The following is a 21,541-nucleotide window of genomic DNA, read 5'->3' as shown; positions in this document are numbered from 1 at the left end:
TATTCCTACAAAATCCGTTGACTGATTAGGCCGTTCATCTGGCTGATGGTGGCTGCGGACAAATCAAGCAGCGGCGCGGGCAGCAGACCGAACAACACAATACCCGCCACCAGTATTCCGGCAGCCAATAACTCCGGCGTTCTCAAGTCTTCAAGCTGCTGCATCGACGACTTTACCGGGCCGGCAAATAACAGGCTGATGGTACGTAGCGCGTAGGCGGCTCCGATTAATATGCTGATGCTGAAAAATACCATCAAGCCCAACCCCATGCCGACACTTGAGAACAAGCTGAAACCGCCGATCAAGGTATGCAGTTCGGCAACAAAGCCAACCGAACCGGGCAGCCCCATCGCCGCCAACAAGGTTAAGGTCATAAACAAGGTAAAACGCGGCATCACTCGAATCAGCGAACTGTAATCCTGAATATTGCGGGTATGAGTGCGCTCATACAGCAGGCCGACCAGCAGAAACAACGCACCGGCAATCAGGCCGTGAGCGCTCATTTGCAACACCGCGCCGGTAATGCCCGCCTCGTTCAAGGTTGCGATACCCAACAAGACTATACCCATGTGGCTGACTGACGAATAAGCCACCATGGCTTTAAGATCGCTTTGCCGCCAGGCCAGCAGTCCGCCGTAAAGCATACCGAACAGCCCCAGAAAAACCAACAAGGGTTGCAATAGTAAGGCGGCTTCCGGCAGCATCACTACCGCCCTGATCAAGCCGTAAGCGCCCATTTTCAGCAAAATACCGGACAGCAAAATACTCACCGGACTGGGCGCTTCAACATGCGCCAGCGGCAACCAGCCGTGCAGCGGGAAAATCGGCATCTTAACGCCGAAGCCGATCACAAAACCGAGCAGCACCAAGACCTGCTCAACCCTGGGCATGTCTTGTGCCGCCTGGTGCATGGAGGACATTAAAGAGCCGCCGTGTTCAAGATCGTACTGACTGATCGCCAACAAGCTGATCAGCATAAAAATCGAGCCGCCCATCGTATACAGCACGAAGTTAAGACTGGCGGTGTGTCTCCGTTTGCCGCCCCAGCGGCCAATCAGGAAGAACAGCGGGATTAAGGTCACTTCCCAAAAGATATAGAACAACGCCCAATCCTGAGCCAGAAACACACCCAACATACCGAATTCAAGCAACAAGATACAAATGTGATAGCCCTTAACGCTGCTGGATACGGTGAATGAGGCCAGCAATGCTATCGAGGTAAGCAATGTCGCCAATACCAACATCGGCATCGACAAACCGTCTATGCCCAACGCATAAGCGCTGCCTAACTTAGGGTTAAGCGGGAAATATTCATTAAACTGTAAATCCGCATCGTGCGCGTTATAAATGCTAAGCAGCCAGCAGACCAATAAAAAGGCGATAGTGGTAAACAGGTTCGCGATATAGCGGATTAGCTGAATGTTCTGCCCGGGAGTCAAGGTCAGAAGCAAGACCCCGGCAGCCGGAGTCCAGAGCAGTATACTGAGTATCCCCATGATTTTAGTCTTCCTTATGCTCTGTTGTCTGGTAGTTTCAAGGGTTAGCAATTGTACGTTAAGGCCGAGGCAGTGCAAGCATTAACCTTGCAAACTAACGCTGTTATTTCACCCGCGCGTCAAAAGGGTTTCGACCGGCCAGTTTACCATTGCAACCTTTCAGTATCCTTTCAAAGCAACTGCAAAACACACTTACAGCGGTTTCATGTCGGTTAGCGATCAACATAATATTGTCGCCTGCTCTGCGTAGCGTTGATATGTAGAGGGGCGATGAGTAACAATGTCTAATAATCCTTTATCCGGTTTATAACTTATTTTTATGACTATGAACCTAGAAAAATCATTTGATCCACGAAAAACACAAAAAGCACGAAAATATTCAAAGAGATACCCAGTTATAGATCGTCACCCAAAGGGTGAATGACTGCGTAATACAACATACTGGTTTCTTTCGTGTCGCCTAGAGGCGCCTACTTTTGGCTTTCGTGCTTTTCGTGGACTAACTGCGGTTTTCAGGATGAAGGACATCCCCTCAGAAAACAAAGTCCCGCTTCAATAATGCTTCAAACTGCTCAATCGGTAACGGCTTGCTGAACAGATAACCCTGCATCTCATCACAACCCTGTTCGCGGAGGAACGCCAGTTGTCCTGGCGTTTCCACGCCTTCGGCAATGGTTTGCAGGCCAAGGCTCTTCGCCAGGTTGATAATGGCGCTGACAATAGCCTTGTCTTCCGGGTCGGTACTGATGTCACGGACAAAGGATTGGTCGATCTTGAGTTTGTACACCTTGAATTTCTTCAGATAGCTCAATGAAGAATAGCCGGTACCGAAGTCATCGATCGACATACGAATACCGCGCTCGTGCAGATTGTTCATCACCGCGATGGCGCCTTGCGGGTTGTGCATCGCCACACCTTCGGTCAACTCCAGTTCCAGATACTCGGGCGGCAAGCCTTCTTCGTCGAGTATGCGCGTGACCAGTTCGGGCAAATCGGGATGACGAAACTGCACCGCTGACAGGTTCACTGCCATAATCAGCGGGCCTAAGTCATCCTCCATCCAGACTTTTGCCTGCCGCACGGCACACCTTAATACCCACTCGCCGATCGGCAGGATCAGCCCGCTGCCTTCCGCGACAGGAATGAATTCTGCCGGAGACACCATCCCCAATTCAGGATGCTGCCAGCGCAACAAAGCCTCCGCTCCGATCATGCGCCCATCTCGCATCGAAACTTGCGGCTGGTAATAGACCTGTAATTGCTTGCGTTCCAGCGCGTGATGCAGCGCATTGACCAATTGCAGATTGCGAGCCGAACGCGCCTGCATTTCCTGGGTAAAGAAACGATAGCAATGGCGTCCTTCCTGTTTGGCACGATACATGGCGGCATCTGCGCTCTTGGAGAGTGCTTCCAGATCCACGCCATCTGCCGGATAGAGCGCAATACCGATTGATGCGGTCAAGGCCAGGTCATAGAACTCGATCCAATAAGACTCCGCAATGGCATCCAGTAACTTTTGCGCCACGTGCGCGGCGCCGATGGCATCGACGCCGGGCAATAACAAAATGAATTCGTCCCCACCCATGCGCGTCACCGTATCTTCTGTTCGCAGCACCAGGCGCAGGCGTTTTGCCAGTTCAATCAACAAGGCATCACCGATGCTATGGCCGAGCGAGTCATTGATATCTTTGAAATGGTCGAGATCGAGGAACATCAATGCCAAGTGTCCGTTGCTGCGCTTCGCCAAACTGAGGGCGTATTTAAGATGATCATCCAGCTGGGTGCGGTTCGGCAATCCGGTCAGCGAATCGAAATTAGCCAGATAATGAATATGTTCCTCGATACGCTTTTGCTCGGTTATATCTTCGTAAATACCCAGCACACCGATAGTTTCGTTAGCCTCATTCTGAAGCGGCACTTTAGAGGTACGCAGCCAGATGTTGGTTCCATCAGGCGTGGTTTGCTGCTCTTCAAAGGCAAGTTTAGGCATATTTGAATCCATTACCCGCCGGTCATCGGCCCGATAATGTTCCGCCTGCTCTTTCCAGGCCAACTGATAATCGTCTTTGCCGATGATATCCTGCGCCGAGACTTCTCCGGCATCCCTGGCAAAAGCGGGATTACAACCCAAATAACGTAGCTCCTGATCTTTCCAGAAAATACGTATAGGCGCCGTGTCGATGATCATTTTAAGCAGATGATGTGAATCTGCCAGCGAACTCTCGGCATGCCTGCGCTGCGCCTCGCGCTCAAAGCTGTTCAGCGCATAGTCGATGTCCATCGCCATTTCCACCAGCAGGTCACGTGCAGCTTGATCAAAGGCATTGATTTCGGCGGCGTATAGCGTGAAAACCCCGATGACCACGCCGTTTCTGTGCAAGGGCAGCGCGGCTGAAGCCCTCCAACCGAACTTTGCACTGCGCTCGTGCCATAGTGCGGCGGCGGGATCATGCTGAAAATCCTGACACCAGAAAGGCTGATCTTCACGTATGGCTGTTCCGGTTGGACCTCGCCCGGCTGGCTCGTTTTCATCAACCGAGATTTGAATCCCGTCCAGATATTCCGTGCCGCCGCCATAAGACGCAACCGGCTTAAGCTGCCGGCTTAGTTCGTCCAACAAGCCTATCCACGCCATCTTCATCCCGCCGAAAGTTACCGCATTGCAACAAATTTGCGAAAACAGCTCTTCTTCATTAGTGCAGCGCACAATGGCCTGGTTGCACTGGCTCAAAGCGGCATAAAGCTGGGTCATGCGCTGATTTCTCGCTTCGGCCTCGTTGCGCTGAGCATCAAAGCGGGCAAGGTTGACCTGCGTTGCCGACAGCCAGCCCAGTACACTGTTTTCCATGCCTGCTGCGACAGGAATGGCGGATAAAAAATCTCCGCTCCCTATGCAGGCGATACGCCGATACAACTCACCCACCGATGAACCCAGTGTGACATACAAAGCCCGATAAGCGCGCCATAACATCAATATCAACAGCAAGCCGGATGAGGCGAACACCATACGCAAAAGCGTGGCCGCATGCTCCGCAGCGTGGACGCCATCCAGGGTGCGTTGATTCATCAGCCGGTAGACCTCGCTGATCGGTTGCATGATGTCGGCCTTGGCCTGATGATAGGCTGCGTCTTGCAACATCAGGCTTGCCTTCAGACGGTTGGCCCCGGTAGGTGTGGCCGTGGATTCGACCAGCTTCATCGCGGCGAATTCAGTGCCGGTGAGTCCATCCGAATTGGTCTTGGCTTGTGCCAGTCTGGCAAATTCTTCCCCGGTAAAACCGGCTTGCCGCATCAGATCCAGCAAGGCAATCTTTTTCCCGCTGTCCGGACTCCGGTCATCAGCCGGTACCAGATCCCAATAGATATCGTGATAATTGACCGGGCGGGACATCTTGCCGTCGCGGATATCGAGAATGTTCTGAAAGTGTTGTTTATAGACAGGATTGCCGGTGACGACATAACTGCGCACCATACGGGTAAGATCATCTGATGACTGACGTAATTCGTCAGCCAGCAAGCGGGATTGAAACCGCAACTCATTGGCACGATTAATCTGCTTTTCCGAACGGACATAGATGACAAAAAGCATGGCGAAAACGACAAACATTCCCACTGCCAGCCAGAGGCTGCGCGAAAATCGAGACAAGTTGTTGGGAGGCGTCATTATGTCTTTGCCGCTTCGTTTCTCGTGAATCGTCATAAAGAATCTATTAATTGCAATGCAACCTGTCATATTGCGAAGGTTTCGCAATCAGTTCAACCGTGAAGACCTTGGCGGCGCAGAGCGCTATCGGCTCGCTCTACCACTTCAGTGGCCTTTTGTTGAAACACTACTCTATATTTTGCACCTGCTCGCGCATTTGCTCGATCAGCACTTTAAGTTCTATCGCTATCCGGGTCATTTCCTTGTCGGCCGATTTGGATCCCAGGGTATTGGCTTCGCGGTTCAATTCCTGCATTAAAAAGTCCAGGCGCCTGCCGACCGGATCTTTTTGCTTGAGTACCCGCAACACCTCATTGATATGGGTTTCCAGTCTGTCGAGTTCTTCGGTAATATCCAGTTTTTGAGCCAGCAGCACCAGTTCCTGTTCCAGACGGTCAAAATCGGGCTCGGCGACCAGTTCGGTGATCCGGTCTTTGAGTTTATTGCGAATCAGCAATAAGACTTCCGGCATGCGTTTGCCCGCTAAGTCGACAAACCCCAGCATTTTGGTACAACGCTCTTCGAGCAGAATTTTAAGTTGAGCGCCTTCTCGTTCCCGCGCTTCCAGCAGTTGAGCCAGTGTTTGGTCGACCAGGGCGATGATACCCAGACCGAGCTGCTCTTTGTCAATATCCGGTTCCTGCTGGATGCCGGGGAATGCCAGTACCTCCAGCGCCGAAAATGACAAAGTACCCAGAATTTGCTCCTCAATAGCATTGGTCGCAGCAAGTAGTGTGGCTACCGCATCCATATTAATGATGAAGCTAGGGCCGTTTTTAGCCTGTTTTTTGTAGCTCAATGAGCATTCAACTTTACCTCGACTGATCTTTGCGGCGATGGCTGAACGCAGCTCGGCTTCAACAAAACGCAGGCGCTCCGGCAGTCTCAAGCTAATGTCGCAATAGCGGTGATTGACTGAGCGCAATTCACAGCTGAGGGTTAAGTCGCCGATTTCTATCTCATTGCCGGCAAATGCGGTCATGCTTTTGATCATTTTTCACCTATAATTGATGGATTCTGGTACCAACAAACAACACAATGGCTGAATATTACGATCCGAATACTTATCCCAAAGAATGGAACTACCTGCAAACCGGCACTATTATAGACCAGTATGTCATTGAGAGGGAGTTGGCGCACGGCGGTTTCAGTTCCGTTTATCTGGCCAGACAAACAGCCGATCAGATTCAGGTTGCCATTAAAGAATATCTGCCTCGAAAGTTTGCCCACCGAACCTGGAACAATGCCGTTGTCGCCAACAGCGAAGAAACCGCGGCTTTATTCACCCGCGGCAGGGTTTTATTTTTTGAAGAAGCCAAGGTGTTGTCGACCTTAAAACATCCCAATATTGTCGAGGTTATCGGTTTTTTTAAAGCCCATTCTACCGTATATATGGTCATGACTTATGACTACGGGGTGACGCTGGACAAGCTGCTAAGCAATAAAATACTGCCTGTTTCCGAAGATTTTTTCTTGAGCGTGTTCAACACCTTATTGGCAGGATTAAGCCATATTCATCGTCATCAGTTTATTCATCTGGACATTAAACCCGCCAACATTCTGGTGCGGCCCGGCAATGATGCGTTATTGCTGGATTTTGGCGCGATTCAGGGCTTTCCGAAATCATCCCTTAACAAGCAAAGCAAGGTTTTGACGAAAGGCTACTCGCCGATAGAGCAGCATGACCTGAGCTCCGAGCTAGGCCCGTGGACGGATATTTATGCAGTGGGTGCGAGTATGCGCAATTGCCTGGAGCATAAAACGCCGGTTCCCGCATTGGATAGAGCGCGACAGGACACGCTGACTCCCGCAGTCCAGGCGCTTAAGCGAAAATTTCCGGAACATCTGTTAAAAGCCATCGACTGGGCTATGGAGTTACAGCCGGAAAATCGTCCGCAATCGGTTGCCGAGTTGCAGCAAGCTCTTGCTGATGGTTGATAACGACTCAGCCGTTAGAAAAATGGGGTATTGATTTCAGGGAATGCCATTTATTTTTACCATGAAGGGCATGAAGAATTTACTGTATTTACTCCCTGCGTTTTTCTTCATTATCTTCATGTACTTCATGGTAATAAAAAAAATTATAAACTGGATAAAGGATCAATGAGGCATTGTTACGCATAAGCACCCCCTAGTATTTCTATTATATTGATGTCTGAATAGTGACGTTGGTGAATTGAAAATCCGAGCAGCGCGCTGTTCAGGTATACTGTTCGGTTTTTCAATTTAGCGGAACAACTATGAGACCAAGCGGACGTAACCCGGATCAACTGAGAGACATAAAATTCACCTGCGGTTTTACCAAACACGCAGAAGGCTCTGTCCTGGTTGAATTCGGCGATACCCGGGTGCTTTGCACTGCCAGTGTCGACCGGAGTGTACCGCGCTTTCTTAAAGGCAAAGGCGAAGGCTGGATTACCGCCGAATACGGCATGTTGCCGCGTTCGACCCATACCCGGATGGGACGCGAAGCCAGTAACGGCAAACAGGGCGGACGCACCCAGGAAATTCAGCGTTTGATCGGCCGATCCTTACGGGCAGCAATTGATTTAAAGGCGCTAGGCGAACATACCATCATGATCGATTGCGATGTATTGCAGGCGGATGGCGGGACCCGTACTGCGGCGATTACCGGCGGTTTTGTCGCGCTGTCGCTGGCGGTGCAAAAGATGCTCAGACGCAAACAAATCAAGACCAATCCGCTACATGGCCAGGTTGCCTCGGTTTCCGTGGGTATTTATAACGGTGTGCCGGTGCTGGATCTGGATTATGCCGAAGACAGCAATGCGGAAACCGATATGAATGTGGTGATGAACGATGCGGCTGCGTTTATTGAAGTGCAGGGTACAGCTGAGGGTCATGCGTTCAGAAAAGAAGAACTGGATGCCATGCTGGAACTGGCGGGTTTAGGCATCAAGCAATTGCTGGAAAAACAACGCATCGCGATAGAAAATCATAAATGACCTTTTCAACCCTAAATAAAATCGTCCTGGCCAGCGGCAATCCCGGCAAGATCAGGGAAATTCAGGCGATACTTGCGGAACACCCCATTATTCCGCAATCTACATTTAATGTTGTCGACGCGGAAGAAACCGGCGCTACCTTTGTAGAAAATGCCATTCTGAAAGCCAGAAATGCGGCGCTGCATTGCAAGCTGCCGGCGATAGCCGATGATTCGGGGCTGGTGGTTGATGCGTTGAACGGTGCGCCCGGCGTGATTTCCGCCCGGTATGCCGGCGCGCTTGCCAGCGACCGGGACAATCTGAACAAGCTGTTGCGCGAGCTGGAAAGCGTACCTGCTGAACTGCGTACCGCGCGATTTATCTGTGTGATGGTGTTTATGGAGCACGCTAATGATCCCTGCCCTGTGATCGCCCAAGGCGTTTGGGAAGGCCGGATTTTGGATCATGCTGTCGGCGAAAACGGTTTCGGTTATGATCCGGTATTCTGGGTGCCCAGCCATAATTGCACATCGGCAGAATTACCGGCGGCGGTTAAAAATACGCTGAGTCACCGAGGTCAGGCTTTGGGGCATTTAACGGCATTAATCAAAGCCAAATAATTTTTTAAGTTGATGAATACATTACTCCCCGTCGCCAAGCAATTCGCCAGCACCGTTACCGAAATAACCCCGCTCGGCAATGGCCTGATCAATGATACCTACCTGGTCGCAACGCCATCAGTTCCGTTTGTTCTGCAACGCATAAACCGCACGGTTTTTGCTGCGCCTGAGCAAATCATGGCCAACCTGATAACGCTTAATCGGCATATAGCGCAAAAAACCGGCACGTCGGTTAAGCTGCAAATCCCGGAAATTTTAAAACCCCTCGATAACCGCACGTTTTATCAGGATCAAAACGGCGACTGCTGGCGGGCGCTGAGCTTTATAAGCGATAGCGAAAGTGTAGAGACCATAGGCACTATCAGCGATGCGGAGCAGGCCGGATTTGCGCTGGGGCATTTTCATCGCTTAGTCAGCGACCTTGATCCTGTGCTTTTGCATGATACCCTGCCCGGCTTTCATATAACGCCTCAATATTTGAAGCATTATCATCAGGTTTTACCGTTATCGGATCAGCCCAAAAACCGTTATTGCGCCGAATTTATCACCCGGTTACAGCCTATCGCCGATGATCTGGAAGCTGCAAAACAGCAGGGTTTGCTGTCTTTGCGGGTTATTCATGGCGACCCCAAATTAAACAATTTCCTGTTTGATAAACACAGCAAAAAGGTCATCAGCATTATCGATCTGGACACCGTCAAACCGGGACTGGTTCATTACGATATTGGCGATTGTCTGCGCTCTTGCTGCTACAGCGCCGATCCGGTCGGGTTTGATCTGGCTATTTGCGCCGCGCTGTTAAAAAGCTACCTAAGCGAGGCCGGCGCATTCTTTACCGAACACGATTATCACTATTTGTACCCCGCCATCCGTCTGATCCCTTTCGAATTAGGCCTCCGCTTTTATACCGATTATCTGCAAGGGAACCGGTATTTCAAGGTGGCCGAACCCGAGCAAAACTTACAGCGCGCTGCCGGCCAATTCCGCTTATGCGAGAGCATCATCGCGCAGGAACCGGCGATTAAGCGCCTGGTCTCGCAGTTACAAAACAAGGTTGTTTCCTGTTAGGGCATAGCTATCTACACAAGTTATTTGCCCGTTGTCGCGATAAACCTGAAAACCGCAGTTAGTCCGCGAAAAGCACGAAAGACACGAAAGAAATCAGTATATTGTATTACGCAGCCATTCACCCTTTGGGTGACGATATACAACTTGGAATCTCTTTGAATATTTTCGTGCTTTTTGTGTTTTTCGCGGATCAAATGATTTTTCTAGGATAAAGGATAGGGCAATCCAGCACGACTGCACGGACAGATATTTGCTCCTGCAATATCTGCATTCACCACACCCCTGTGGATTATGCACGAGGTAGAGCAACGCAGGAGCAGTTTCCGCGGTCGCCCATTGCCACCATAATCTGGCAGTGCCTTATTAAATCATAAAACCGACTTTGAACTGTCCAAAGCTGGCTTTGGACTCCAGAAAGCATTTAAGTTTTCGGTTTTTACAAACCATCAAGTCCACCTGACTGAGGGCAACTCAATTCCCCCCACACTATACTTCGTGTGACCACATTTGCGGTTTTCTTGCTCACTCTTTTTATCCAATAGCGGCGTCATAAAAAACCACGCAACAAAACCCTATTTTAAGCCTTAAATAAGAATCATTTGTATTAGCGCGTCTATTTGATTTATACTTCTCTTACCCCTTATTTGTGAGAGATCGTATCAATGAACAACAATAAAACCTTATTAAAAGGTGCCATACTGACAGCGCTGACCGCTTTGAGTGCGCCTGTCAGCGCATTGGAAAAACCGCAGACTATGGAAGATATGTGGAAAATAATTCAGGCGCAGCAAAAGCAAATTGACGAAATGAAATCAGGAATGCCGACGGCTCCAGTCAAAACTGCCGGTGCCGACGTAAAAACTTTAGAACGAAAAACCGATGTGTTAAGCCAGGAAGTTGAAAAGCTGCGTACCAATCTGAGTATTCCTGACGAGGTGCAGTATAAAAGCGCGTATGGCCTGGGGCCTGCGGCATCCAAGGTCTATCAGGTAGGTAAAGGTCTGTCGATAGGTGGTTATGGCGAGGCTAATTATCAGGCTCGTGTTGATGACCAAGGCGGAAGGGATAACAAGGGCAAGTTAAAAAATCCAGACAACGCCGACCTGGAACGTTTAGTTCTGTATGTGGGCTATAAATTTACCGACAATATCCTGTTCAACAGCGAGATTGAATTTGAACACGCCTCGGTAGAAGGCAGTGGTAATGGCAATGGTGATGTGTCGGTTGAGTTTGCGGCACTGGATTTCTTTATTGATCCGATAGCTAATGTCCGTGCCGGTATGGTTCTATTGCCGATGGGCTTCCTCAACCAGATACACGAACCGCCATTTTATTTCGGTAACAATCGCCCTGAAGTGGAACGCCAGATTATTCCCAGCACCTGGCGTGAAATTGGTGTCGGTCTGTTCGGTGCAATCACACCTGAATTGACTTATACGACTTATGTCGTCAATGGCATGGACGCAGCTGATTTTAGTAGTGCAGGTATACGCTCGGGCAGACAAAAAGGCGCTCAAGCCTATGCTGAAGATTTGGCTTTTGTCGGACGGTTGGATTACACGCCCACGGCATTGCCGGGCGTAACCGTTGGAGGCTCAGCCTATTTGGGTAACTCCGGTCAAAATCAGACTTTTGCAAATCAACAAGTCGATGTCTTCACCCAGCTTTATGAAGCCCATGTGCAATGGAAATATCGAGGGCTGGAATTCCGTACCTTAGGTTCGTGGGGGCATATCGACGATGCAGGTGTGCTTAGTGCGGCCAAAGGTCAAACCATTGGCGAAGAAAACTACGGCTGGTATTCAGAACTCGGTTATGACGTATTGCCGTTAATGTTTAAAAACACCACGCAATATCTCGCCCCGTTCTTCCGTTATGAACAAATGGATACGGTTGCCAGCGCACCGGTCGGTTTTTCTGACGATGAAACCAAAGATAGAAAAATTTACCAGTTCGGCTTGCAATACAAGCCCATTCCCAATGTCGTGATCAAAGCGGATTATCGCAATTTCACCGCGAAACGGGGCAGCGTGCCGGACGATTTCAACCTGGGCTTCGGTTTTATCTTCTAGTTTCGCCCTAACAATAAGTAGTCGCTTTTATTCACCACGAAGGACACGAAGGTCATTATTTTTCTTCGTGTTCTTCGTGGTAAAAAATTCTTTTCAATTTGTTAAAATTTTTTTGGCTACCTACTTAATGGCTGATATGGCGGCGACTTGAGTCGCCGATCGAACGCTGACTGGGCGACTAAAGTCGCCCCCACAATCCTGTTCATACCTTAGCTTTGTGCTTGCGAACGGGCAAAGCCTGTAGGCCTGATTTGTGTTACCTTAAATTGGTAGCCTGTTTATAGGTAGTGTTAAACTATTTGTTTTTCATCCTCTTAAGTTTAATCAATTCCGCATACGAGACACACTATGAAAACAATCAGGCAAGGGGGCTTTTTTATGCTCTTCTTATGGCTGCTCAGCGCAGTAACTCCGAGCTACGCCACCATTTTTTACAGCAAGAATGAAGCGCTGGAACTGGCGTTCGGCAAAGATGCGCAAGTCGAGCAGTTAGCGTTATTCCCTGATGAACAACAAGTCGCCAAAATAGAGCAGCTGGCCAAGGTTAAACTCGATTCCGGCCTGTTTACTTTTTATGTCAGTAAAAATCAGGGCAAAGTACTCGGTTACGGCGCTATTGAAACCGGTACAGTCAGAACTAAACCGGAAACTTTAATGATTGTGCTGAGCCCGGATGGCGAATTGCGTAACGTCACTACCCTCGCCTTTCATGAGCCGCCGGAATATATGCCGCCGCAACGCTGGTTTGAACAATTATATAAACGGCCTTTAGCCGACATGGATTTTAATAAAGGTATCGACGGCATCAGCGGCGCGACTCTAAGCACCAGAGCAGCAGTCAGCAGTGTCCGCAAAGTGATGGCGATTTTTCAGGTACTGGTCAAAGATCAGGGTAAAAATTAATGCGTTATTTTGTTACCGGAGAACAGCATCGTAAATCCTTGTTAAACACGCTGGTGTTAATGTTTTTAGTGTACATAGCGTTGTTATGGTTTAGTAACGGCATGATGTATTTCAATCATATGGACTTAACGCCGGATTCGGTGATTGCTTATTATCTGGGCTCAGAACAACAGTTTACCCAGCCGCGCAGCTATCAGGGCATGCTCGAAGTCTCGCATTTTCATCTATTCTCAATGGGCATGCTGGTGCTGACCTTAACTCACTTAATGCTGATGACCGAGTTCTCGATACGGTTAAAGATCTGGCTGAGCTGTTTGACTTACGGAGGCGCATTGGCCGATGAAGCCGGCGGCTGGTTGGTCAGGTTTGTCGATCCGCTCTTTGCCTGGTTTAAAATTGCCGCGTTCGCAGTACTGGAACTTTCGCTGGCGGCGTTGTTGATAGTGGTGATTATCGCCTTGGTACGCGCCAGAGTTCGGATGAATAATCCCAGCCCCGAATAATAATGTGGGCGTGAATTTATTCGCGCTGTAGATTAAAAAGCGCTAATACCGCCACACCCAGATCAATCAAGGTAAGTCATGCATATCTCAAGACTTACCAACCATCAAATTAAGTGATTCTACTTATTGCACGAATGACACGCTTCATCTAATCTCAAAGTTTAGCTGTTGTTATCATGCCGCCGGAGTCAGGGTTGGATGATAACAACAACGTCCTCTTCTCTACGATTCATCAGGAGGCCTGTCATGCGACATGCAGTATTGCTAGCCCTTATCCTGCCGCTTTGTTCGCCTATAAGCAGATCAGCACCAACCCCATGACTGTATCAGCCGCCGTCAATGATCAACCGGGCGACGCAAAAAGTCAGGCTGACGAAAATGATCTGTCAGGTTTGCCGCCGGTCCCCATCCCGGCAAAAATTACCTTGGGCGATAAACTGTTTCATGACAAACGCTTTTCTGTCGATGGCACGGTCAGTTGCGCAAATTGCCACGACGAAAAACAAGCATTTACCGACGGCCTGCCGGTCTCGGTCGGGCATCACGGGCTGACCGGAACCCGCAACGCCCCCACCGTACTCAACGCCGCATTCAACCAGTCGCAATTTTGGGACGGGCGCGAACCTGATCTGGAAGGCCAAGCCAAGCAGCCGCTGATCAATCCGGTTGAGCACGGCTTGGCCGACCATAAACAGGTGCTAGAAATCGTCCGTAGCGACCCCGATTATCTTGCTACCTTCCAAACCGTGTTTGAAGTGAGCGGTAAAAGGTTGTCCATCGACCATGTCGCCACGGCGATTGCCAGCTTCGAGCGCACCCTGGTTTCGGGCAACTCCGCTTTCGACCGTTATCATTTCAACAACCAGGCCGATGCGATGACTGCGGCCCAGATTCGCGGATTCGAGCTGTTCATCGGGCAGGGCCGCTGCGTTTCCTGTCATACCATTGAGCAGGATCACGCACTTTTCACTGATGGCCGTTTTCATAACATCGGCATCGGCATTAACCGGATTCAACAGGATATTCCCAGGCAGACTGAAGCCTTTCTGGAAGCAAAACTCAAAGGCGGCCAAGTCGATGTGCTGGTGTTGACCGATAAAAAGTCGTCGGAATTGGGCCGCTTTGCAGTGACCGATGAATTAAGCCAAATCGGCGCATTCAAAACGCCTACCTTGCGCAATGTCGAACTGACCGCGCCCTATATGCACGACGGCAGCCTGAAAACCCTGAAAAAGGTGATGGTTCATTACAACAACGGCGGCGTGAACAAAGCGGGCGAACCGGTCAACGATTTTCTCAGCGGCGGCATTCGTCCGCTGGATCTGAGCGACCCGCAGCTGGATGACCTAGTGGACTTTATGAAAGCCCTGACTAGCTCAAGAATCAGCCCAAAACAAGTTATTCCTGCACCGACCCAAGCGGCCAACTGAATGAGGAATTCACTATGAACACCATCAATAACAGCCGCCGTAATTTCATCAAAAGCGCAGGCACTTTAGCCATCGGCAGCACCTTACCGATCAGCCTGGTTGAACTGGCCTTTGCAGAAAGCAGCCAAAACTTCAGCTTCGCCTATATTTCGGATGCGCACATCCAGCATATTAAAGACAATCGCTTCGTCAGGAACTGGGGCCGGGGCTTGATTCGCGCTGTCGCAGAAACCAATCTGCTGGTACCCAAACCGGATTTTGTGGTGTTTGGCGGCGATCTGGCGCAGCTGGGCAGCAAAGCCGAACTGGATCATGGTGCCCAAATCCTGTCGGCATTACATGGCGATGTCCGTTATGTGATGGGTGAGCATGATTATTACCTGGATCTGGGCGAATATTGGGAGAAGCTATTCGGCCCGCAATACTACAGCTTCGACCATAAAGGCGTGCATTTCGTGGTGCTGAACAGCATCAAAACCTATGACGACTGGACGTTCAAACGCTGGCCGACCGCCGCACAGCGGATGCTGGAAATGGCCGGACTCGATAACCCGAACAGCTTACCGTTTATGGTTGGCGATGAGCAACGGCTGTGGCTGAAAGATGATCTGGATAAAATCGACAAAGATACACCGGTGGTGGTGTTCTCCCATTCGCCGTTGCAAAAAATATTTAAAGGCTGGAATTTCTGGACCGAAGACGCCGATCAGGTTCAGGCCTTGCTGGAACCGTTCAAAAAGGTTTCGGTCATCTACGGTCACGTCCACCAGATCCAGTACAACCAGATCGACAATATCAGCTTCAATTCGGTGATGGCGACCGCCTGGCCGTGGCCTTATCCGCAAGCTTACGCCCAGGCGGAGCAGTACCTGCCGAAACTGACGGTACCGATGAACCGGGCCGACCCGTTTTTCGAGCGCGACGCCACCGGCTGGCAATTTATCAACATGGCCAATGGCAATGCGGATATGAACTTTACGCTGTATGACAACACCAGCCGGGTTGTCCGCTATAACGAGAAACAAAAACGCCCGGAAGATGCTGTCTATCAGGACGAAAAAGCGCGGATTATTCCGCAAACACACTATTAGCCACCGTACCGGAGCAAGATCATATCGACTTATCAAAAAATAACCCTAGCATTGTGTTTGGCATTTGCGACCACCGGATCAGCGCTGGCGGATGAATTTACCGATGCCGATATACAACGCTGGCAGCAGCAGTTTATGGATGTTGCCTCTGAAGGCCGCGAGTTATGGATCAGCCCCAAGCTGGGCACCCACGGCGTTGCCTGCGCCCAATGCCATCCCAATGCGGCCAATACCCATCCGGAAACCTATCCGAAATTTCAAAAACAGCTAGGCAAAGTCGTCCCGCTTTGGCAAATGATCAACTGGTGCCTTAAAAATCCGCTGGAAGGGCAACCGCTAGCCGCCGACGATCCCAAAATGACTGCGCTACAGGCCTATGTGACTTATGAAAGACCGGGAGTAAAACTGGAGCCGGGCAAGCATTGATTAAACCTGGAAAAATCAATTGTCCACGAAAAACACGAAAAGCACGAAAATATTTAAACGGAGTCCTCGTTCCAACTCGCTACGTTGGAACAAAAAACATACTCCCAGCGTGACGGGGTTTTCAACCCCGTCACATACGTTTGTTATGTTCGTTGCAAAGAGGCGGCAATTAAAAACGTTTCGGACGGGGTAAATACCCGTCCGGCGTTATTATACTGATTTTTCGTGCTTTTCGTGTCTTTCGTGGACAAATCTAAATTACTCTCTAAGAGGACAAATATGAAAGCAAACATCGGCTTAATCGGCCTCGGGGTCATGGGACAAAATCTGGTACTTAATATGAACGACCATGGTTTTAAAGTGGCGGTATTTAATCGCACGACCAGCACAGTTGATGAATTCCTGGCTGGCCCAGGCAAAAACACACAGATTATCGGCACGCACTCGCTGGAAGCATTGGTCGACAATCTGGAATCGCCGCGCATCATCATGTTGATGGTCAAAGCAGGTGAGGTGGTCGATCAGACTATCGACAAGTTAGCGCCGCTGTTGTCACCCGGCGATATTATTGTTGACGGCGGCAATTCGCTGTTTACCGACACCCAACGTCGTACTCTTGCCCTGCAAGAACAAAAACTTCTTTACATAGGTGCCGGCGTTTCCGGCGGCGAGGAAGGCGCAAGACACGGGCCGTCCATCATGCCCGGCGGAAACAAGGACGCATGGCCTATCGTTAAAACCATTTTCCAGTCCATCAGTGCACAGGTTGATGGCGAGCCTTGCTGCGAATGGGTTGGCGATAACGGCGCCGGACATTACGTCAAGATGGTGCATAACGGTATTGAATACGGTGACATGCAATTGATCTGCGAAGCCTATCAACTGATGTCCGACGGCTTGGGCTTAAGTACTCATGAAATTCAGTCGATATTCGCCGAGTGGAATCGGGGGCCTTTAAGCTCCTATCTGATTGAAATTACCGCCGCTATTTTGGCCTACAAAGATAACGATGGTCAGCCGTTGCTGAAAAAAATTCTCGACACTGCCGGGCAAAAAGGCACCGGTAAATGGACCGGTATCAATGCCCTGGACTTGGGTATCCCGTTAACCTTGATTGGCGAATCGGTATTTGCCCGCTGTTTATCCGCCCAAAAAGAGGAACGGCTTAAAGCGGCATCGGTACTGCCTAAACGGCCACTGAAATTTATCGGCAACAAGAAAGCCATGATTACTGCCATTGGCGATGCGTTGTATGCGGCCAAGATTATTTCTTATGCACAAGGTTTTCGCTTGATGCGCGAAGCCTCGAAAGAATATGGCATGGCGCTCAATTATGGCGATATTGCGCTGATGTGGCGCGGCGGCTGCATTATTCGCAGCCGGTTTTTAAACGACATCAAACAGGCTTATGATGCGAACCCGGATTTGGAAAATCTGCTGCTGGCCGATTTCTTTGTCGATGCGATGAAACAAGCCGATGAAGGCTGGCGTAGAGCCGTTATTTTAGGCATCGAGCTCAGCATTCCGACCCCGGCATTGTCCTCGGCTCTGGCGTATTACGACGGCTATCGCAGTGAAAAATTACCGGCTAATTTGCTACAGGCCCAACGGGACTATTTCGGTGCGCATACTTATGAGCGGGTCGATCAACCCAGAGGCCAATTCTTCCATACCGACTGGACCGGCCAAGGCGGCAAAACCGCATCGACGACCTATACTGTTTAAATAAAGTTTTTTCGGGTACGCTAACGGCTTTCCTAAAAAACCACGAGGCGCTACCAATGCTGAAAGCCGAACACTGTACCTACGTTATTTTTGGCGCCACCGGAAACCTGTCCCGGATTAAGCTAATGCCCGCGCTGTATCATCTGGACGCCGCAAACCGATTGCCTGAAGGCACCCGCATTCTGGCAATCGGTCGCAGGCCATGGGATCAGGAAAAATGGCTGGCGGAAGTCAAGCAAATGATCGAGGACAAAGCTCCGGGCGATTTTGATGAAACCGTGTTCCAGCGCTTTAGCACCCGACTGTATTATCATCAAGGCGATATAAAACAAGCGCAGTGTTATACGGAATTAGTCGATACGCTCAACCGGGAAAACCAATTTCCTAAAAACATCGCCTTCTATCTGTCGATAAGCCCCTCAGACTTCGGCACGGTTATGGAGATGCTGAGCAATACCAGCCTATTCGATGAACAATACGGCTGGCGACGGGTGATTATCGAAAAGCCGTTCGGTTACGATCTGGACAGCGCCCAGGCTTTGCAAAAACGCATCAGTCACTATTTATCGGAAGAACAGATTTACCGGATCGATCATTATCTGGGCAAAGGCATGGTGCAAAATGTGCTGGTGTTTCGTTTTGCCAATGTGATGCTGGAGCCGCTATGGAACCGCAATTATATCGACCATATCCAGATCACCCATTCCGAAGAGATGGGCATAGGCAGCCGCGCCGATTACTACGATAAGGCCGGAGCCATGCGCGACATGCTGCAAAGCCATCTGCTGCAATTGCTGACACTGGTCGCCATGGAACCGCCGGTTTCGATGGAAGCCGAATCGCTACGCGACGAAAAAGTCAAAGTCCTAAAATCCATCCGCCCCATTCCCAGGGAAGCGGTGCACGGCCATGCCTTTCGCGCCCAATATGCCACAGGCAGCGTCGGCGGCGAACGGGTCAACGGCTATCTACAGGAAGACGGCATACCGCCGAACAGCATCACCGAAACCTATGCCGCGATGAAGCTGTATATCGATAACTGGCGCTGGCGCGGCGTGCCTTTTTACCTGCGCACCGGCAAGCGCATGGCCAAGGCGCAATCGACTATATCGATTTGTTTCCGCCATCCACCGTTGCAGTTTTTTCGCGGCACCGAGGTGCAGTGCATGAACCCCAACTGGGTGCTGCTAGGCATACAGCCGGAAGAGTGCATCCGCATTGAAATGACCGTAAAAGAGCCCGGCCTGGAGATGCGCACCCGCTCCACCAGCCTGGATGCCAGTTTCCGCCAGGAGAATGAAAAACCCATCGATGCCTATGAAGACTTGTTACTGGACGTATTAAAAGGCGATCGCTCGTTATTTCTGCGCTTTGATGAAGTAGAATATGCGTGGCGCATTATCGATCCGATCCTGCAAACCTGGGCAATAGAACGTGACCATATTGTCACCTATGCCGCCGGTTCCTGGGGCCCCGAAGACAGCCGCCGCTTATTCGACAAAGAAAGCCAATCCTGGCGCAGCTCATTAATCCCGGAGTGTAACTAAATGCAACAAAACAGCCGCTGGCATACTCTTGAAACCGCAGAAGACGTAGCTTTTGCTGCCTGTCAGCACATTCTTAACGCCGCCGACTCGGCCATTTCCGCACGCCGCAAATTCAAGCTGGTATTGGCCGGAGGCAGCACCCCGGAAAAAGTCTATCGACTATTAGCCGGGTCCAATGCGGACTGGGCCAACTGGCATATTTATTACGGTGATGAGCGCTGCTTGCCTGCCGATCATAAAGACCGCAACAGCCTGATGGCAAGCCGGGTTTTACTGGATAAAGTGGCTATTCCGACGAAGCAGATTTTTACCATGCCCGCCGAACTGGGGCCGGAAGTTGCCGCCGAACGCTATCGGCAAACCGTCGCCGAGGCCGGCATGTTCGATATGGTGTTGCTGGGCATGGGTGAGGACGGCCATACCGCCAGCCTGTTTCCAGGCCATCAACACCCGCAAGATGAACCGGTGCATGCCGTTTATAATTCGCCCAAACCGCCGCCGGAACGCGTTTCGATCAGCGCCAAGGCATTAAGCAATACTCGGGAACTGATCTTCTTGATCACCGGCGCAAATAAGCAGGAAGCCGTCAACCAGTGGCGCTCAGGTCAGGATTTGCCGGTTGCCGGCATTACCCCAGAAAACCCTGTCGATATTTATATTGATAGCGATGCGTATAAGCCGTAGATCCGGCCTTTCGCCTTTCGCCTTGAACCTTTCACCTTAGTCTTATGAATATCGGCAAACTCTATATTATTTCCGCTCCCTCCGGCGCCGGTAAAACCAGTCTGGTTAAACAGCTGGTTGCCGACCTTGACCAACTGAGCGTATCCGTCTCCCATACCACCCGCCCGATGCGGCCGGGCGAAATACACGGCCAGGATTATTACTTTGTCCCTGTCGCCGACTTTCAAGCCATGCAGGCACAACAGGCGTTTCTTGAACATGCCCAGGTTTTCGACAATTTTTACGGCACGGCTCAGCAGACAGTAGCAGAAAATCTGCGTCGGGGACTGGATGTGATTCTTGAGATCGACTGGCAGGGTGCCGAGCAAATCAAAAAACTACTGCCCGACAGCCTGTCCATTTTCATCCTGCCGCCATCGACAGAAGTGCTGTTGCAACGGCTTAGAAATCGAGGTCAGGATGATGAGCAAATTATCGCCCGCCGTATGCGCGATGCGGTTACCGAAATCCGCCATCATGACGAATTCGATTATCTGGTGGTTAATGATGACTTTGCGCTGGCGCTGACTGAGTTAAAAAGCATCATCATCGCCAATCGGTTAACCCGGCAACGCCAGCTGCCTAATCTGCGGCCTTTATTAACCTCGCTGCTTTCTTAGGAACCGAAAAAATAGGCCTACCTCTTTGAAAAAGGCGTGCACGGCACGCCCTACCCCGATTAGTAGTGAAAAAGTCCAGCCTAAATACCGGGCACCTCCCTGAGTGTGTTGATATTTTTAAGGTCAAATTACGAACTCCGAACTTCGGCTTATGTTAAGGGTTGTCAGATGCCTGCCCTTAATCGCATGCCTGCCAGGTGTCGGCAGAACGCTGAGGGCAGGCGTCGGACAAGCCTCGAGGGAGGAAACCGCGGGATATAACAAGGCTGGTCAGGACAGGCGATGAACTATGGAGATTTGAGTGTTTGATCTGTGTTTGACGTGCCAAGCAAGCCGTGTAGATGGACTATGAGATCGTTTAGGCGAGCCATTACGCAGCAGATGCCTCTGGTTTTTCGTTGTAGTGGCGTGCACAAACAGGGGATTTTACGCCACCAGACAAAGCCTTCCCGCATCGACTCTGGCCGATGAAGCGTTGGCGAATGCTTTGCATATCGAAAGACGCTGAAGTTCATGATGCACCTCGTTGCTGGGGTGGTGCGCGAATCAACGGTTTGCGTGCCAGGATTTCGACAATGATCATCGGCGCACCACAATCAGGGCAAACGAAGACCGGCTGGACAGATTCTGTCGATGGCTCATTTACCTTTGCTTCCTCAGGAACTACGTGCA

Annotated in this window: 17 protein-coding genes and 1 pseudogene; 14 read left to right on the top strand and 4 right to left on the bottom strand. The window is 50.4% G+C overall.

Going from position 1 to position 21,541, the window contains the following annotated elements:
- Positions 1–5: 5 nt before the first annotated feature.
- From RW114_RS08420 to RW114_RS08410, 3 genes are all read right to left on the bottom strand, one after another.
- Positions 6–1,496, bottom strand: a complete 1,491-nt coding sequence (locus RW114_RS08420; protein ID WP_340122305.1) for a complex I subunit 4 family protein — start codon at positions 1,494–1,496, stop codon at positions 6–8.
- A 532-nt stretch (positions 1,497–2,028) separates the two neighbouring features.
- Positions 2,029–5,160, bottom strand: a complete 3,132-nt coding sequence (locus RW114_RS08415; protein WP_340122304.1) for a bifunctional diguanylate cyclase/phosphodiesterase — start codon at positions 5,158–5,160, stop codon at positions 2,029–2,031.
- A 166-nt stretch (positions 5,161–5,326) separates the two neighbouring features.
- Positions 5,327–6,193, bottom strand: a complete 867-nt coding sequence (locus RW114_RS08410; protein WP_340122303.1) for a YicC/YloC family endoribonuclease — start codon at positions 6,191–6,193, stop codon at positions 5,327–5,329.
- A 44-nt stretch (positions 6,194–6,237) separates the two neighbouring features.
- On the opposite strand from RW114_RS08410, the gene RW114_RS08405 reads away from it, so the two are divergent.
- The 14 genes from RW114_RS08405 to gmk all read left to right on the top strand — a co-directional run bounded on the left by RW114_RS08405 (position 6,238) and on the right by gmk (position 20,869).
- On the top strand, positions 6,238–7,137 hold the full coding sequence (locus tag RW114_RS08405; protein ID WP_340122302.1) for a serine/threonine protein kinase: 900 nt from the start codon (positions 6,238–6,240) through the stop codon (positions 7,135–7,137).
- 302 nt (positions 7,138–7,439) lie between these two features.
- Positions 7,440–8,162, top strand: coding sequence for a ribonuclease PH (gene rph, locus RW114_RS08400; protein WP_340122301.1), 723 nt, complete (start codon positions 7,440–7,442; stop codon positions 8,160–8,162).
- A complete protein-coding gene (rdgB, locus tag RW114_RS08395; protein WP_340122300.1) occupies positions 8,159–8,761 on the top strand; it encodes an RdgB/HAM1 family non-canonical purine NTP pyrophosphatase in 603 nt (200 codons plus the stop codon). The genes rph and rdgB overlap by 4 nt, the downstream gene beginning before the upstream one ends.
- A gap of 12 nt (positions 8,762–8,773) precedes the next feature.
- Positions 8,774–9,829, top strand: a complete 1,056-nt coding sequence (locus RW114_RS08390; RefSeq protein ID WP_340122299.1) for a phosphotransferase enzyme family protein — start codon at positions 8,774–8,776, stop codon at positions 9,827–9,829.
- A gap of 662 nt (positions 9,830–10,491) precedes the next feature.
- Positions 10,492–11,901 (top strand): hypothetical protein, encoded by a 1,410-nt coding sequence (locus tag RW114_RS08385; RefSeq protein ID WP_340122298.1) that lies wholly within the window; start codon positions 10,492–10,494, stop codon positions 11,899–11,901.
- A gap of 348 nt (positions 11,902–12,249) precedes the next feature.
- Positions 12,250–12,804, top strand: a complete 555-nt coding sequence (locus RW114_RS08380) for an FMN-binding protein (protein WP_340122297.1) — start codon at positions 12,250–12,252, stop codon at positions 12,802–12,804.
- The gene (locus RW114_RS08375) at positions 12,804–13,307 is read left to right on the top strand and encodes a hypothetical protein (RefSeq protein WP_340122296.1); all 504 of its coding nucleotides are present in this window, start codon (positions 12,804–12,806) and stop codon (positions 13,305–13,307) included. Before RW114_RS08380 ends, RW114_RS08375 begins: the two co-directional genes overlap by 1 nt.
- Positions 13,308–13,483: 176 nt before the next feature.
- A complete protein-coding gene (locus RW114_RS08370) occupies positions 13,484–14,737 on the top strand; it encodes a cytochrome-c peroxidase (protein ID WP_340122295.1) in 1,254 nt (417 codons plus the stop codon).
- A 14-nt stretch (positions 14,738–14,751) separates the two neighbouring features.
- The gene (locus RW114_RS08365; RefSeq protein WP_340122294.1) at positions 14,752–15,828 is read left to right on the top strand and encodes a metallophosphoesterase family protein; all 1,077 of its coding nucleotides are present in this window, start codon (positions 14,752–14,754) and stop codon (positions 15,826–15,828) included.
- A gap of 57 nt (positions 15,829–15,885) precedes the next feature.
- On the top strand, positions 15,886–16,254 hold the full coding sequence (locus tag RW114_RS08360) for a cytochrome C (RefSeq protein ID WP_340122293.1): 369 nt from the start codon (positions 15,886–15,888) through the stop codon (positions 16,252–16,254).
- A 279-nt stretch (positions 16,255–16,533) separates the two neighbouring features.
- Positions 16,534–17,979 (top strand): decarboxylating NADP(+)-dependent phosphogluconate dehydrogenase, encoded by a 1,446-nt coding sequence (gene gnd, locus RW114_RS08355; RefSeq protein WP_340122292.1) that lies wholly within the window; start codon positions 16,534–16,536, stop codon positions 17,977–17,979.
- A 59-nt stretch (positions 17,980–18,038) separates the two neighbouring features.
- Positions 18,039–19,526, top strand: coding sequence for a glucose-6-phosphate dehydrogenase (gene zwf, locus RW114_RS08350; protein WP_340122353.1), 1,488 nt, complete (start codon positions 18,039–18,041; stop codon positions 19,524–19,526).
- On the top strand, positions 19,527–20,210 hold the full coding sequence (gene pgl / locus RW114_RS08345; protein WP_340122291.1) for a 6-phosphogluconolactonase: 684 nt from the start codon (positions 19,527–19,529) through the stop codon (positions 20,208–20,210).
- 44 nt (positions 20,211–20,254) lie between these two features.
- Positions 20,255–20,869: a guanylate kinase gene (gene gmk, locus RW114_RS08340; RefSeq protein WP_340122290.1), complete on the top strand. Its 615-nt coding sequence runs from the start codon at positions 20,255–20,257 to the stop codon at positions 20,867–20,869.
- A gap of 511 nt (positions 20,870–21,380) precedes the next feature.
- Here gmk and RW114_RS20960 read toward each other — a convergent pair.
- Positions 21,381–21,541, bottom strand: a pseudogene (locus RW114_RS20960) (IS91 family transposase); the annotation flags it as partial.

The sequence above is a fragment of the Methylobacter svalbardensis genome (assembly GCF_037671525.1).
Taxonomy (GTDB): domain Bacteria; phylum Pseudomonadota; class Gammaproteobacteria; order Methylococcales; family Methylomonadaceae; genus Methylobacter_A; species Methylobacter_A svalbardensis.
This window is presented reverse-complemented; position numbering and strand designations above follow the sequence as displayed.